The sequence below is a fragment of the Sulfurimonas sp. genome, assembly GCF_029027405.1.
GTDB lineage: Bacteria > Campylobacterota > Campylobacteria > Campylobacterales > Sulfurimonadaceae > Sulfurimonas.
On the sequence record NZ_CP093396.1, the window covers coordinates 670,775 to 686,263 of the forward strand.

A 15,489-nucleotide genomic window follows, 5' to 3' on the forward strand; every position below is an offset into this window, starting at 1 on the left:
AATTGGATCTTTTACAAAGGATTCGCACCTTCCTACATTGGGAGTCATCTCCCGAACCAGAGGTAAAGCTTCTTCCTGAACTTTACTCTCACCTCAAAGCATTTCGTTTACCCCTAATTTTAACAGTACTTATAATGCTCGCCGGAACAATGGGCTATGTAATTATCGATGATTTTACATTGATGGACGCTATTTATCAAACAGGTATTACGTTTACTACCGTAGGATTTGGGGAGATGGCTCCGATTTCAAATGCAGGTAGAATTTTTACTATTACATTAGTTATTGCAGGGTTTGCCATTTTTTCTAGTGCTATAGGTATTTTAGTAGCAGAGTTAAATAGAGGGACAATAGTTGCCATTTTAAAGGAGCGAAGAATGTTATATAAAATAGCAAGGTTAAAAAAGCATTTTGTTGTTTGTTATCATAACGATTATACTCTTGAAGTTACAAAACAGTTAAAAGCCAATCATATTCCTTTTGTTGTAGTTGACCCAAGAGAAGAGATTCATGAGTGGGCGATTGAGCATAATTATCCTCAATACTTAAAAGCAGAGCCACATGCTGAACTCTCTATGTTAAAAGCTCACTTAGCATCTGCAAAGGGTCTAATAACTCTTTCTGATTCAATAGCAGATAACATTGCTTTGATAGCATCAGTAAGACTTTTTGAAAAAGAGCATTTTTTACCAAGACCATATTATGTTATCTCAGCTGCTGAGTCTATGAGTGATGTAGAAAAACTAAAAAAACTTGGTGCTGATACAGTTGTTTCTCCAACTAAACTTACCGCTCAAAGAGTTAGTGCTGTTGCCGCAAGACCAGATATGCAAAATCTTTTAGAAGAGTTTCTATATAAGAGTGATAATCCACTTGACATGGAAGAGGTAGAAGTTCCAAAGTACAGTTGGGCAGTTCTTAAAAAGCTAAAAGAGACACATATTCGTCAAATAACAAATACTTCTGTGATTGGTATAACTAAAAAAGATGGTAAATTTGTATCGATGCCAAAGGGTGATGTCCTGATTACAAGTGAGTGTAAGTTACTTATCATTGGAACACAGCGTGACATAACTACAACTAAAGAATTACTCAGAAGAAGAGATAAACCTAGAGAGATGAGATTTGTATAAGATTGTTCAAACAACTGCTGGTGTATGCTCTTCAAAAGGTTTTTTTGCGGATGGTGTAAGCGCAGGGCTAAAGTCAGAGAATGCACTTGATATAGCTTTTATATATAGTGATACTGAGTGTGAAGTGGCATCTGTATTTACAACAAATAAAATGTATGCAGCTCCTATAAAACACTTTAGAGCAAAGGGTAACTTTAAAACAAATTTTGTTTTAATAAATTCTAAAAATGCAAATGCAATGACAGGAAAAGCTGGGTTTGATGATATTGATGAAATATTAAGTAATTGTTCTAGTATGATTAATCCGATTATGAGTTCAACTGGTGTTATCGGTGTTAGACTTCCAAAACAAAAAATTATAGATGGAATTAAGCTTTTTGATTTTACAAAGAAAGAGTCAAGTCGAGCGTCTAGAGCCATAATGACAACAGATTCTTTTTCAAAAGAAATTGCTTTAGAAGTTGAACTTGATGATGGTAGTTCTTTTTCTATTGGTGCTATGGCGAAAGGTGCGGGTATGATAAACCCAGCAATGGCGACTATGTTATGTTTTATAAGCACAGATGCAGATGTTCACAAAGGAGAGATGCAAGAGATACTAGATGAAGTTACAAAAACAACTTTTAATGCTATAAGCGTTGATGGAGACACTTCTACTAATGATACCGTTTTGCTACTAAGCAATGCAAAAAGTGGAGCGTATGATAAAGAAGCTTTTAAAGAAGCACTTTTTAAAGTTATGCATTTTTTAGCTCTGGAGATGCTAAGAGATGGAGAAGGTGCAACTAAACTTGTTACATATAAGGTAAGCGGTGCAAAAAATGATAAAGAAGCTGAAATAGTAGCAAAGACTCTTTCAGATTCATTACTTGTAAAAACGGCTCTTTATGGTGAAGACCCAAACTGGGGTAGAATAGCATCTACTGTTGGAGCAAGTGGAGTTGAGACTTATGAAGAAAAACTAAAAATTTCTTTTGATAATCATTGTGTTTATGACAAAGGAGAACTTTATTTTGATGAAGAAATGGAGAAAAAATGTGCCATTGTTATGGGACATAAAAAATTTACAATATCATGCGATTTAGGTGTAGGTGAAGGAAGCTTTAAATCTTACGGTTGTGACTTAGGGCATGAGTATGTAAATATTAATGCCGATTATAGAACTTAGATAAGAAAATTTGAATCTCCTCAAGCAAAAGAAAAATATAATATTGAATCCTCAAAAAACTAAGAAATAAAAAATTATTACTAAAGATAAAAGAAGCCTGCAAAGAATCCAATGGAATTTATGTATATAGAAATATTCATAAAGATTTATAAGAACATAATATTATTCTTAGCGTGAGTAGACGAGGTAATTGTTATGATAATGCAGTTGTAGAAAGCTTCTTGCGCGAAACCTGACCTTGGGTACAAGACAATTAAAAAAGTATTGTTAACTGACTGAATAAATGTCTCTAAAATAGGGGACATTTTAGATCGACTAAATATTTTTGCTTACATACTTATTGTTTTACTATTATATGCATAAACTAATAAAGTTGAATCTGATTTAAAGTAAAATATTTTAGGCTGAGAAGTACTTGAAAGTACTGTATAGTAATGGTTAGAAAGGGTTAGAAAGGGTTTATTCATAAACTATGAATAGCAACTTTTAATTCTTATTTAGGTTATTCACGATATCTGTTAAATTAATCTTGTAAATATTTTTTTAAAATGTTAGAATGTATATGAGAAGAATCAGTTAGCTTGTTCAGCGAGTTCAATGTTAAAAAAGGTTTTTTTGAAGTTTAATAAAATAATTGTTATGAAGGATATTAAGTTGAAATTAGTTAGAAAAATACAAGTTAGTTTTATTGCAATAGTAATGATCGTCTCTGTGCAATCATGGGTTACTTACAATGGTATATCTTCTATTGGTTTAGAGATTGAAGAGATTGCTGATTATCAAGTTCCATTAAATACTTTAGTGATGGAACTTGAAAAAGATATACTTAAAGAAGAAGTATTAACTTACAAACTTCTCTTTTATTCCAATAATATTCATTCTGAAGAATTTATTAAAATAGAGAATGAAATAGATGCTATTGAAAAAGAGACAGATAAAAATTTAAAAGATGTTTTAGTCGTTTTATCTAAAGCTATTTCTCATTCGCACGAAGAAGAAGTAAGAGTTAAATACCAAGAACTAAAGCATAAATTTAAGCAGATAAAGATGCAGCAAAAAAAGTTTGAAAGTATACTAAAAGAACTTGAACATGATCTTTCAAATACAAAACATGATAAAAAAGATGAGCACATAAAAAGCATTGAGAATCTTCTTCATGAGATGGATAAAGAGATAACTAAAGTGACTTTTATAATGGAACATCTTTTAGAAAAATCAACTCATCAAGCGCTTGAAGATGAAAAGAGTGTCCTTAACATATTAAGTGTGATTTTTATTGCCATATTTATATTCTTATGTGTTGTTGGGTATCTTATTACATCTCAATTTACAAGAGCTATATCAAGCATAGAAGTTTATATAAGGGATATATCTAAAAATAATGACTTAAGCAAAAAACTAGAGGTAGCAACAAATGATGAAGTTGGTATTATGGCACAACACCTTAATGCTTTAATCTTTTCTTTAAGAGATGTAATTAGTGATACTAAGAACACATCTGATGAGAATGCTTCTATAGCTCACGAACTCTCAACAACATCATTAAGTGTTGGAAATAAGGTCGAAGAATCGGTTATCATAGTTGAAAGTGTTACTTCTCATGCAAGAGAAGTTCAAAATGAGATAGTAAGTGTTGTAGGAAAAGCACACGCTAGCAAAGAAGATATTATGAAGGCAAATGAAAACTTGGAATCTGCGAGAAATGATGTGATATCTTTAACTTCAAAAGTTAAAGAAACAGCTGAGACTGAAGCTGAACTTGCTCAAAGCATGGAAACTCTCTCCAGTGAAGCGGCTGAAGTAAAAAATATTTTAGTTGTTATTGTAGATATTGCCGAGCAAACAAATCTATTAGCATTAAATGCAGCTATTGAAGCAGCCCGTGCTGGTGAACATGGGCGTGGATTTGCTGTCGTTGCCGATGAAGTTAGAAAACTTGCAGAGAGAACGCAAAAAACTTTAAGTGAGATAAATGTGACTATCAGCGCAGTAGTTCAGTCAATTAATGATGCTTCTATTCAAATGAATACAAACTCTGAGGAGATTCAAGAACTTGCAACTCTTGCGCAAGGAGTAGAGAATAAAATTAATTCAACAGCAACAATAGTAAATAAAGCCGTTCATGCTATTGGAAGAACAGTGCACGATTTTGAATCTACAGGCAATAGTATTAAAATTATCACAACAAAAGTAGAAGAGATAAATAATCTCTCATCTAGCAACGCAAGAAGTGTAGAAGAAATAGCAACAGCGGCTGAACATTTAAATAGGATGACTGAAGAATTAAATGGGAAATTGGAAACATTTCGTATATAAGTTATTTCACTTTTTAGAACTTAACTGAGTTTTGGAAGTTGCCACTCTTTTTTAAACGCTATTAGTCTTAATAGTATAGAAAAGATGGCTACTATTAAAATACTCATTTCATTTAAATAACCAAGCATCTCAAAACTAGCTAGGGCAAGTGCAACTATTACCGCTATAGAACCGTAAAAATCACTTATCAAAACTGTTGGAACTTGGTTTATCATTATATCTCTTGTTACTCCACCACCAACTGCGGTAATAAAACTAAGAACAACTATTCCAAAAAAATTATACTCTGCATTTATTGCTAAAAGTGCGCCCGTAATACTAAAAGCTACTAGACCTATGGTATCACTTACGACAAAAATTAACTTTTGTTCAATGGACGGTTTTTTATATATTTTAAATATATAAGCAATAAAGATAGTGGATGTAAGTGTGAGAGCAGGGTATATAGAGCTAAAAGCAAAAGGAGTTGAGCTAAGTATGGCATCTCTTATAATCCCTCCACCAAGAGCAGTTAATGCAGAAGCTATGAACACACCTAAAATATCTAGTTTATTTTTAACACCAATCAAGAAGCCACTTATAGCAAAAGCAATTATCCCAATAATATCAGCAAATATGAAAAATTCTGGCATCTATATTAAGTTACTCAATATAACCATTCTTAAACTTTACATATCTTGAAGCAGATGCGTAAAGTTCTTTTACTTCTTCATCTGTTAATTCTCTGATGAGTTTAGCAGGACTTCCCATAATTAGTGAGCGTGGAGGGAAAACTTTGTTTTTAGTTACAAGCGCACTAGCACCAACTATACTCTCTTTTCCTATAACAGCACCATCAAGAATAGTAGCACTCATCCCAATTAAACAAGCATCCCCAATTGTGCATCCATGGAGCATAACTCTATGCCCAACTGTTACATCATCTCCAATAATAGTTGGATTTCCATCACTTCTATCTTCTTTTTTATAGTGAGTAACATGTATCATGCTAAGATCCTGTATGCTTACTCTATCTCCTATCTTTATATAGTGAACATCACCCCTGACTACACATCCAAACCAGATAGAACAGTCACTTCCACAAACTACATCTCCTATAACATCTGCTGAAGGTGCTACCCAAGTTTTATCTCCAAGAGTAGGATTTATATTTTTATATTTTAGTATCATTTTTAACTCTCCATAAATAGTTTTGAAGTTATTTGAGAAACACTTCGTTGAGTCTCTTTTTTACTTGCTTTATATATTTTATTTACATATTCTTCCAAAAGCTTATGATTGTTTATACTTTTTTCATCTTCTTTAGCTTTAACTTTTATGTATGAACCATCACTTTGAAGTTCATGTGCTAAAACATTGTCTGAGCATTGAAGTTTTAGTATTTGAATGATTTGATTTTGTGATTCTTTATCTTTAATTGCTGTTAAAAGTTCAATCCTTCTAACTAAGTTTCTTGGCATCCAGTCAGCAGAAGAAATATATATTTTCGCAGCATCATTTTTAAAGTAAAAAACTCTAGGATGTTCTAAGTATCTTCCTAAAATAGATATAACTCTAATATTTTCACTTATACCTTCGATGCCTGTTTTTAAACAACAGATGCCACGAACAATTAAGTCAACCATTACACCTGCTTGACTTGCTTTATATAATGCTCGTATAACATCTTCATCTACTAAAGAGTTTACTTTTGCGATAATTTGTCCATCTACACCTTTTCTTGTTTCATTGTGAATCAGTGAGAGTATTTTTGGTTTAATTTGCGTTGGTGACATATAAAGTTCGTCAAGCTTACCTTTTTTACTAAATCCAGTTAGAAAATGAAAAAACCTTGTTAAATCATTTGTGATTTCATCTTTAGAGGTCATATAGCTTATATCTGTATAAATTTTTGCGGTTGAAGGATTGTAGTTTCCTGTTCCTAAATGAGCATATTGTTTTAGTTTTCCATTTTTTCTTCTTGTAACAAGGGCTGCTTTTGCATGAACTTTAAATCCACGGATTCCGTAAATAACATGCGCTCCAGCTTTCTCAAGTGCCTTTGCCCAAACAAGATTTGTTTCTTCATCAAACCTTGCTTTAAGCTCAACCATAACTGTTACTTGCTTGCCACTTTCTGCCGCATAAATTAGTGCTTGGACAATTGGTGAGTTTGTACCTGAACGATAGAGTGTCATCTTTATAGAAACAACATCTGGGTCTTTTGAAGCAGTCTGAATAAGCCTTATTATAGGTTCAAAGCTATGATATGGATGATACATTGTAATATCTTGCTTTTCTAAAGTTAAGAAAATATTTTCTGCACTATCCATTGGTGGTATATTTTTTGGTTTAAATGGAGGTAATAAAAGATGAGCAAAAGATATATTTCCAACTATCTGCCAAAGACTAGAGAGGTTTAAAAAGGTATGAAATTTATAAATATCATTTTTATAAACATTTGCATGACGATTAAAAAAGTTAATAATCTCTTCATCAGTATCACTACCAACTTCAAGTCTTACCATCTCCCCTTTACGACGAAGTTTTAGACCTTCTTCTAAAATTTCCATGAAGTCATCAGCTTCCTCTTCTTCTATTTCCATATCAGCATTTCTAGTTACTCTAAAAGATGCATATTTTAATAGAGCATAACCTGGGAAAAGATCTTCTATATGTTGCGCAACTAAAGATTCAATAGGAATATAAGTATCATGATTTAGTTCAACAAATCTGCTTAAAACTCTTGGAACTCTTACAATTCCAAATCTCTCAATGGAGTTGTCATCAATATCTTTTAGTTTTACAATAAGTCCAAAGCTAAGGTTATTTAGGTTTGGAAAAGGGTGCGTAGCATCTATGGCAATTGGAATAATAACAGGGTATATATTTTCTCTAAAATATCTGTCTAAAGTATGCTTTTCACGCTGATTTACATCATCATAGGACTTAACACTTATTCCCTCGCCTTCAAGTTTTTTTAAAATACCAACAAGACAATGCTCTAAGACTTGTTGCTCTTGATGAAGATATTTTCTAATTTCTCGAAGTTGTTGTAAGGGTGTTAACCTATCTGCACCAGAAACAATAACTCCAGCAGCAAAAAGTTTTTTCAATCCTGCTATGCGTATCATATAAAACTCATCTAAGTTTGTTCCATAAATAGCTAAAAATTTTAAACGCTCTAAAAGTGGAAGTGACTTATCTTGAGCTTGTTTTAAAACTCTTGTATTAAATTGTAACCATGAAAGTTCACGATTATTATAAAGGTCTGGATTTTTTAGATTTAACATTGAAGAACCTATGCTTAACTTATTTTTCTCATTATATCTAATATATTATTATCTAATTACCCCTGTACCTTCGTAGTTGGCTGAATGGTAGATAGTAACACCATTTTTTCTTGCATAATATCTCATAAGAAGTTTTTGAAGTGTAGGCTCTATTGATGGAGAGAACCAAGCATTGTTACTAGTTGCTATGACAAAATCAACTTCTCCTTCATATATTTCTTGACAAGTTGCCTCATAGCAGATTGCATTTCTAAATTTTACACCTTTGATAGTAAAGTCTGTTGGTGATGTTGCTGTAAGAAAGTCAGAAGCACCAGAGAAAAAAGTATCGTTTATAAACTTTTGTGCAAATTTTGGAAGTGGAATGTACTCACCAAATGGAACTAAAACTAGTTTTTTTGCCTTTGTATATGTGCCGTCTTCAAAAAGGTAAGTGACATTGTAGTTCTTGGAATTTTCTCTAAAGAGTGAACCAGCAACAATACTTATTTCTTTTGATAAAATTAATAGTTGATTTATTAGTTTTGGGTTTTTGTTCATATATAGCGGGAAAACAGATTCTGGAAATACTATAAGGTCATAATCTTCATCTATTGCAGTTTGTATCTCTTTATAAATAAACAAAATAGTTGGTTTTAAACTCTCTCTTAGCCATTTTTTGTCTTGTTTTATGTCTGTATGAATAAGTTTTATTTTCAGAGGTGCGAGTTTTTGTATTGGAGGGTTAAAGTTAATAGCTATAAGAAGTAAAATAAGTGAAGCATATTTGTATGGTTTTTTTATGTAAGATACAAAAGATAAAGCTAATAGTACAGATGCCAATTGATACTTGTAGATGCCAATATAGCTATCTGTAAAAATCAACTCTATTTGTAACCAGTTCCAATCAAAAGGCTCAAAAAAACTAAGAGAAAAAAGTAATAATGCCCTTATATAAACTTTTTTTGTAAGAGCTAAAATACCAAAAAATAGCATATAAATAATGCCAAAAGCAAAGGTAATTATTGGTGTCATATAACCAACACCTTGGTACTCAAAACTATAGCCAACCCAGTAAAACCAAAGAAGTCCAATAGTAAATCCAGCGACTAAAACACCCCTTGAAGGTATGTACAATAGAAGTGCTAAAGCACTAATACTAAAGATTGTATTTAAAATCTTGATAGTAAAACCAAACTCTTCTAAGTATATAAAAGCACTAAATAAAAAGGCTGTTAATAGTCCTAAAATAAGTTCATATAATAAGCTGTTGTTTTTTTTAAAATTTTTAATTGTTTTTAGCATGTGTAATTATAGTCAATTTTCAGTCAACCCTTATAATATTTTATGTATAATCGCCCAAATTTAACTAAAGGATTTCCATGCCAATGGATATTATAACTCAATTAGCACCGTTTATATTTTTAATAGCGATCATGTATTTCGTGATTATTCGCCCACAACAAAAAGAGGCAAAAACAAGAAAAGCAATGTTAGCAGCTTTATCAAAAGGTGATAAAGTTTACACTAATGGTGGCTTTGTCGTAGTTATTCAAAAAGTTGAAGAAAATATTTTAAGCGTTAAATTAAATGATGATGTAATCGTTAGAATCTCAAGAGATGCAATAGCTAAGAAGTATGAGGATGAAGCTTAATTACCGTATAGTCATTTTTGCTTTAGCAATAATTTTTGGTCTGTTTTTCTCAGCACCATCTCTACTTCAACTCCAAGATGGCAAAAAAGTCACTTTAGGTCTTGATTTACAAGGTGGACTGCATATGCTTCTTGGTGTAAAAACTGAGGAGGCTACTAAATCTCGTATAAAATCAATCGCAGCAAGTATAAAACACTTTAGTGAAAGAAACGATATTTTAGTAGATGAGTTAAAATTTGACGAATCATCTATAACTTTTTCACTTTTAGACAGTGATGATGTAAAGCAGATGCAAGAATTTTTAAGCGAAATAGATGGCTCAGATATCTCCGTTAATGCTGAAACATTTTCTTTAAGCTTAACACCCCAAGAGATTGTAAGAACTGAAAAGTTAGCAATAGATCAAGCGATAGAAACTATCAGAAATAGACTTGACCAATTTGGTCTAGCTGAACCAGTAGTCGCACGGCAAGGTGAAGAAAAAATCTTAGTTCAATTAGCTGGAATCAAAACTCAAGAAGAAGAACAACGAGCAAGAGAACTTATTTCTCGCGCAGCAAAGCTTGAACTAATGGCAATAGATGAAGCTAGAAATGCTAGGGTTGGTGTTATGAGTGTTTCAGATGCCGCTGCATATGGCGATATAATTTTAGAAGATGTAAAAGATTCAAATAGAAAATACTTAGTTCGTGAAATTCCTATCTTAGATGGAGGTATGCTAACAGATGCATCTATGGGATTTGATCAAAGTAATAGACCTCTTATTAACTTTAAATTAAATGCTGAGGGTGCTGAAATTTTTGGAGATTTTACAGGCAAAAATGTTGGAAATAGACTAGCAGTAGTTTTAGATGGTAAAGTTTATTCTGCTCCAAATATTAATGAGCGTATTGGTGGAGGAAGTGGTCAAATTTCTGGAAACTACACAGTTATGGAAGCAAAAGATTTAGCAATTGCTCTTCGTTCTGGTGCTCTATTAGCTCCTATTTATCTTATGGAAAAACGCTCTGTTGGTCCAAGTTTGGGTTATGATAGTATTAAAGCTAGTATGATTGCTTTGATTGGTGGTTTTGTTTTAGTAATTATCTTTATGGTAGTTTATTATCGTATGGCAGGTGTTATTGCAAATATTGCACTTATAGCAAACTTGTTTATTATCTTGTCAGTAATGAGTCTATTTGGTGCAACTCTTACTCTCCCTGGTATGGCTGGGATTGTCTTAACTGTCGGTATGGCGGTAGATGCTAATGTTATTATTTCTGAGAGGATAAGGGAGTTGATTTATCAAGGTAAATCAATTCATAAGGCTATAGAAGAGGGTTATGCAAATGCAATGAGGGCTATCTTAGATGCTAACATTACAACTCTTATAGCAGCAGTTGTTCTTTATGCTTATGGAACTGGTGCTATTAAAGGTTTTGCAATAACTATTAGTATTGGTATCTTAGCATCTATGCTTACTGCAATTTTAGGTACTCATGGCATCTACGAAATGTTAGAATCAAAAATACAAAAATCAAAAAACAACCGTTTTTGGTTTGGGATTAAGGGTTAAAGATGGAATTTTTCAGATATACAAGAACCTTTAATTTTATGGGTAAGTCTAAGTTCGCAATGATTTTGTCAGTAGCAATTGTTTTAGCTTCTTTTGCTCTTTTAGCTACAAAAGGTCTTAATTACGGTGTTGATTTTGCTGGTGGTACTATAGTACAAGTTAAGTATGATACACCTGCTCCAATCAAAGAGATGCGAGAGAAATTAAAGGGTAATAAAATCTTTAGTGGAGCGTCTATTACAGAATTTGGCTCTCCTGATGAAGTCATTATTCGCATGAAGAGTACAAGTGGAAGCGTTACGGTAGATATCGGTGATATGACAAGAGAGGCCCTAAAGGGGACAGGAAACTTTGAGATTCGCCGTGTGGATATTGTTGGTCCAACAGTTGGAGCAGAGTTAAAAGAAAAAGGTATGATGTCTTTAGTATTAGCTATGTTTGGCATCTTGATTTATGTAGCCTTTAGATTTGAGTGGCGTTTTGCTGTTGCATCTATAATAGCACTAATACATGATATATCTTTAGCTTTAGGTGCTATTACATTGGTAGGCTTAGATGTAAACTTAGATGTATTAGCAGCACTTCTGACTATTTTAGGTTATTCACTTAACGATACTATCATTGTATTTGACCGTATTCGTGAAGGTGTTACAAGCTCAAAAAATACAGACCTAACGGAAATTATTAATGAGTCAGTCACAAGAACACTAGCAAGAACAACTCTAACTTCACTTACAACATTCTTTGTTGTATTTACGCTATTTATGTTTGGTGGTGAGATTATTCACGCTTTTGCATTTACACTTCTTGTAGGTGTTGTTGTAGGTACATACTCATCAGTTTTTGTTGCATCTCCTATACTTCTTTGGTTTGGATTTGATGTAAAAGCTTACCATGTTAAACTGGCAGCCAAAACAAAAAGAGAAGCAGAAAAACAGCGCATGCGTGATCAGTACGAGTCTGGAGTGATGTAACCTCTTTAGTTCTCTCTCTCTTGAGATGGAACTAGATTCACTATCCACATAATTTTCCTTTCAGTCACCCCTTAAGATTCTTTTTGTATAATCACTTCAATAAAATTAAGGAATTGTGATGGATTGGGGTAAAGTTATTTATGTGTTTTTCTCTTTAATGAGTTTAACATCAATCGCGGGATTTTTATATGAGCATAGTGCTGTTGCACTTTTTGTTGCAGGAAGTTTAAATTTAGTTTCAACAGTATTAAAAATAGGAGTAAGAAATTTACTCTCAGCTGAACTTTTAGCTTCATCTTTAGTTGCAGATTTACACTTGATTCCAGCATTTATATATTTGGAAGTTATTGGAAACTTAGAATGGGCTATTGCTTTAACAATAGGAGCTTTAATTGCTAACTTATTTTCAGTAGGACTTATTTATATAGAGAGTTCAAAAATTCACGATGAGTATTAGGAGTAAAGTTGGAATATAACTCACAACTTATAGAAAAAAAATGGCAAGATTATTGGGCAGAACATAAAAGTTTTGAGCCAAGCGAAGATTTTACAAAAGAAAAAAAATATATACTAAGTATGTTCCCTTTTCCAAGTGGAAGACTCCATATGGGGCATGTTAGAAATTATTCTATAAGTGATGCTTTTGCGCGTTTTCATCGTCAACTTGGAAAAAATGTACTTCATCCGATTGGTTTTGATAGTTTTGGAATGCCTGCTGAAAATGCTGCTATTAAAAATAATGCTAATCCAAAAACATGGACTTATGACAACATAGATTATATGAAAGGTGAGTTTAAATCATTAGGTTTTTCCTTTTCAAAAACAAGAGAACTTGCGACTAGTGATGAACTTTACACTAAGTTTGAACAAGGTTTTATTATCGATATGTTTGAGAGTGGACTTCTTTATCGTGAAAAAGGTTTACTAAACTGGTGCCCACATGATCAAACAGTTTTAGCAAATGAGCAAGTAGTAGATGGTTGTTGTTGGAGATGTGACACGCCAATAGTCAAAAAAGATATGAATCAGTATTATTTTAAAATAACAAAGTATGCTGATGAACTTCTTGACTCGTTAAAAAAACTTGATGGCGGATGGCCAAAACAAGTTTTAACTATGCAAGAAAATTGGATAGGAAAATCAAATGGTCTCGCCTTTGATCTTTTCTTTGATGAGAGTTCGTTATCAGTTTTAAATAATGAATTTAAAAACTTTGATGTTTTTACAACTCGTCCTGATACTATTTATGGAGTAAGTTATACAGCTTTAGCGCCTGAACATAAAATAGTTACTTATATGATTGAAAATAAACTTTTAAGTCATGATGTTATATCTCAAATAAAAGATATGAAAAATACATCATCAATAGATAGACAAAAAGAAAAAAAAGGAATCTCTCTAGGACTAAATGTGATTCATCCATTAACGGGCAAAAAAGTACCAGTTTGGATTGCTAATTTTGTTCTTATGGATTATGGCTCTGGAGCTGTTATGGCTGTTCCTGCCCATGATGATAGAGATTTTGATTTTGCGAAAAAGTACTCATTAGAAATTAATGCAGTTATTAACCCAAAAGAGGGTGAACATGATTTTAGTGCATCTGCATTTACAGATGCTGGAATACTTTTTAATTCAGCAGAATTTGATGGACTTAATTCTAAAAAATCTCAATACAATATTATTAAATATTTTGAAGAAAATAAAATAGGTCAAAAAACTACAAACTATAAATTAAAAGATTGGGGTGTTTCTCGTCAGAGATATTGGGGTGCTCCTATCCCTTTTGTTCATTGTGACTCTTGTGGTTTGGTAATGGAGAAAAAAGAAAATCTTCCTATTGCACTTCCAGCGGATGTTGAGATAACAGGAGAAGGAAATCCTCTTGATAAGCATCCAACTTGGAAACATTGTAAATGTCCAGAGTGTGGTAAAGATGCTGTTCGTGAAACAGATACAATGGATACTTTTGTTGAGTCTTCTTGGTATTTTTTACGCTTTTGTGCATCTGAGGCTAACTGGGAACAGGAAGCTTTTTCAAAAGAGCAGATAAAGTATTGGATGGGTGTTGACCAGTATATTGGTGGTATTGAACATGCCATTTTGCATTTGCTCTATGCACGATTCTTTACTAAAGTTTTTCGTGATTTAGGTTATATTGATTTTGATGAACCGTTTGACAACTTATTAACTCAAGGTATGGTTTTAAAAGATGGTGCTAAGATGAGCAAGTCAAAAGGAAATACAGTTGACCCAGATGCCATCATACAAAAATATGGGGCTGATACGGCAAGACTTTTTATACTTTTTGCTGCTCCTCCAACACAAGAGTTAGAATGGAATGATAATGCAGTAGAAGGAGCATACAAATTTATAAAAAGATTTAGTGATAGAAGTTCACATATTGTTAAAACTGATAATATTCCTTCAATCGAACATGCTACTCTTTCTAAAGATGAAAAATATGCAAGAAAGAAAGTTTATGAAGCCCTTGTAAGAGCAAATGAAGTATATAATGAAAAATATACTTTTAATACTTTAATAGCAGGATCAATGGAAGCAATGAACGCGCTTAATGCTCAAAGTAATTCAGATGTATGGAGTGAAGGTTTTTGGATTTTAAGTTCGATTTTAGAGCCAATTATTCCGCATATTTGTTGGGAAATAAGTGAAACATATTTTACTTTAAATAATTTAAACTCTCAAAAAGTTTTAGATGAAGTTTTTGTAGAAGATTCTATTACTTTAGGTGTTTCAATAAACGGAAAAAGAAGATGCGAGATAGAGATAGCTACTGATGAATCAAAAGAAAACATCATATCTATTGCCAAAGAAAAAGCTGAAAAATGGTTAGAAGGCAAGACAATAGTAAAAGAAATAGTTATTCCTAAAAAACTTGTTAACTTGGTTATAAAAGGTTAATAATGAAGTATTTGTTAACTTTTTTGATTCTTATAACTCTTACATCTTGTGGTTATAGACCAAGTTCAAAACTATCAAAAGGGGTTATGGGAGAGAAGATAAGTACGAGTATTATTATATCTGCTCAAGATCCTGAAAATACTGTGATTATTAAAGATGCAGTTGATCAAGCAGTCATAGAAGTTTTTCAAGCATCTTTGTGTAAAAAGTCAGAATCTGATACACATTTAGCTTTAAGTATTGCCACTCCATCATATACTCCTATTGTTTATGATTCAGATGGTTTTGTTATTGGTTATAGGATGAGTGTAACTTTGAGTATAATTAGGTATCATAGCGGATTAAGTAAAAAGTATACAGCTTCAGGAACATATGATTTTACTGTGGCTGCAAACGCTGTAGTGACTGACCAAGAGAGGTTTGAGGCTATTGGTTTTAGTGCATCAAAAGCGATTCGTTCATTTGTTGCTCAAGTTTCAGCAGAAGGTGCAAGAGCTAAAAAGTAAAGTGAGGAGATT

13 protein-coding genes are annotated in these 15,489 nt (G+C 32.5%); 9 read left to right on the forward strand and 4 right to left on the reverse strand.

Features of this window, described 5'->3' with window-relative positions; translation table 11 throughout:
• The first annotated feature begins 2 nt into the window (after positions 1 to 2).
• From MOV42_RS03435 to MOV42_RS03445, 3 genes are all read left to right on the forward strand, one after another.
• Complete coding sequence (locus tag MOV42_RS03435) at positions 3 to 1,133, forward strand: potassium channel family protein (protein WP_324172407.1); 1,131 nt, start codon at positions 3 to 5, stop codon at positions 1,131 to 1,133.
• The gene (gene argJ / locus MOV42_RS03440; protein WP_324172408.1) at positions 1,126 to 2,301 is read left to right on the forward strand and encodes a bifunctional glutamate N-acetyltransferase/amino-acid acetyltransferase ArgJ; all 1,176 of its coding nucleotides are present in this window, start codon (positions 1,126 to 1,128) and stop codon (positions 2,299 to 2,301) included. Before MOV42_RS03435 ends, argJ begins: the two co-directional genes overlap by 8 nt.
• Before the next feature lie 654 nt (positions 2,302 to 2,955).
• Positions 2,956 to 4,617 (forward strand): methyl-accepting chemotaxis protein, encoded by a 1,662-nt coding sequence (locus tag MOV42_RS03445; protein WP_324172409.1) that lies wholly within the window; start codon positions 2,956 to 2,958, stop codon positions 4,615 to 4,617.
• Between the two features lie 20 nt (positions 4,618 to 4,637).
• Here MOV42_RS03445 and MOV42_RS03450 read toward each other — a convergent pair whose 3' ends face one another.
• The 4 genes from MOV42_RS03450 to MOV42_RS03465 are packed head-to-tail and all read right to left on the reverse strand — an operon-like array spanning position 4,638 to position 9,173.
• Positions 4,638 to 5,249 carry a trimeric intracellular cation channel family protein gene (locus tag MOV42_RS03450; RefSeq protein WP_324172410.1) on the reverse strand — a complete coding sequence of 204 codons (612 nt, stop codon included), beginning with the start codon at positions 5,247 to 5,249 and terminating at the stop codon, positions 4,638 to 4,640.
• A gap of 10 nt (positions 5,250 to 5,259) precedes the next feature.
• The gene (locus MOV42_RS03455) at positions 5,260 to 5,787 is read right to left on the reverse strand and encodes a gamma carbonic anhydrase family protein (protein ID WP_324172411.1); all 528 of its coding nucleotides are present in this window, start codon (positions 5,785 to 5,787) and stop codon (positions 5,260 to 5,262) included.
• A 2-nt stretch (positions 5,788 to 5,789) separates the two neighbouring features.
• Positions 5,790 to 7,889, reverse strand: coding sequence for an RNA degradosome polyphosphate kinase (locus tag MOV42_RS03460; protein WP_324172412.1), 2,100 nt, complete (start codon positions 7,887 to 7,889; stop codon positions 5,790 to 5,792).
• A gap of 48 nt (positions 7,890 to 7,937) precedes the next feature.
• Positions 7,938 to 9,173: an apolipoprotein N-acyltransferase gene (locus MOV42_RS03465; RefSeq protein ID WP_324172413.1), complete on the reverse strand. Its 1,236-nt coding sequence runs from the start codon at positions 9,171 to 9,173 to the stop codon at positions 7,938 to 7,940.
• An 83-nt stretch (positions 9,174 to 9,256) separates the two neighbouring features.
• Here MOV42_RS03465 and yajC point away from each other — a divergent pair, with 83 nt between their 5' ends.
• The 6 genes from yajC (at position 9,257) to lptE (ending at position 15,477) form a co-directional block, all read left to right on the forward strand.
• Positions 9,257 to 9,523 carry a preprotein translocase subunit YajC gene (gene yajC, locus MOV42_RS03470; RefSeq protein WP_324172414.1) on the forward strand — a complete coding sequence of 89 codons (267 nt, stop codon included), beginning with the start codon at positions 9,257 to 9,259 and terminating at the stop codon, positions 9,521 to 9,523.
• Complete coding sequence (secD, locus tag MOV42_RS03475; protein ID WP_324172415.1) at positions 9,513 to 11,078, forward strand: protein translocase subunit SecD; 1,566 nt, start codon at positions 9,513 to 9,515, stop codon at positions 11,076 to 11,078. Before yajC ends, secD begins: the two co-directional genes overlap by 11 nt.
• 2 nt (positions 11,079 to 11,080) lie before the next feature.
• The gene (gene secF / locus MOV42_RS03480) at positions 11,081 to 12,052 is read left to right on the forward strand and encodes a protein translocase subunit SecF (RefSeq protein WP_324172416.1); all 972 of its coding nucleotides are present in this window, start codon (positions 11,081 to 11,083) and stop codon (positions 12,050 to 12,052) included.
• A 118-nt stretch (positions 12,053 to 12,170) separates the two neighbouring features.
• Positions 12,171 to 12,509, forward strand: a complete 339-nt coding sequence (locus MOV42_RS03485; protein ID WP_321779021.1) for a DUF6394 family protein — start codon at positions 12,171 to 12,173, stop codon at positions 12,507 to 12,509.
• 8 nt (positions 12,510 to 12,517) lie between these two features.
• Complete coding sequence (gene leuS, locus MOV42_RS03490; RefSeq protein WP_324172417.1) at positions 12,518 to 14,971, forward strand: leucine--tRNA ligase; 2,454 nt, start codon at positions 12,518 to 12,520, stop codon at positions 14,969 to 14,971.
• A 2-nt stretch (positions 14,972 to 14,973) separates the two neighbouring features.
• Positions 14,974 to 15,477, forward strand: a complete 504-nt coding sequence (gene lptE, locus MOV42_RS03495; protein WP_324172418.1) for an LPS assembly lipoprotein LptE — start codon at positions 14,974 to 14,976, stop codon at positions 15,475 to 15,477.
• The last annotated feature ends 12 nt before the right edge of the window (positions 15,478 to 15,489 follow it).

What these genes read in the sequence shown, in the direction of transcription:
- MOV42_RS03450 (WP_324172410.1), bottom strand. Translation starts at nt 5,249, where the DNA reads ATGCCAGAATTTTTCATATTTGCTGATATTATTGGGATAATTGCTTTT.
- MOV42_RS03455 (WP_324172411.1), bottom strand. Translation starts at nt 5,787, where the DNA reads ATGATACTAAAATATAAAAATATAAATCCTACTCTTGGAGATAAAACT.
- MOV42_RS03460 (WP_324172412.1), bottom strand. Translation starts at nt 7,889, where the DNA reads ATGTTAAATCTAAAAAATCCAGACCTTTATAATAATCGTGAACTTTCA.
- MOV42_RS03465 (WP_324172413.1), bottom strand. Translation starts at nt 9,173, where the DNA reads ATGCTAAAAACAATTAAAAATTTTAAAAAAAACAACAGCTTATTATAT.
- yajC (WP_324172414.1), top strand. Translation starts at nt 9,257, where the DNA reads ATGGATATTATAACTCAATTAGCACCGTTTATATTTTTAATAGCGATC.
- secD (WP_324172415.1), top strand. Translation starts at nt 9,513, where the DNA reads ATGAAGCTTAATTACCGTATAGTCATTTTTGCTTTAGCAATAATTTTT.
- secF (WP_324172416.1), top strand. Translation starts at nt 11,081, where the DNA reads ATGGAATTTTTCAGATATACAAGAACCTTTAATTTTATGGGTAAGTCT.
- MOV42_RS03485 (WP_321779021.1), top strand. Translation starts at nt 12,171, where the DNA reads ATGGATTGGGGTAAAGTTATTTATGTGTTTTTCTCTTTAATGAGTTTA.
- lptE (WP_324172418.1), top strand. Translation starts at nt 14,974, where the DNA reads ATGAAGTATTTGTTAACTTTTTTGATTCTTATAACTCTTACATCTTGT.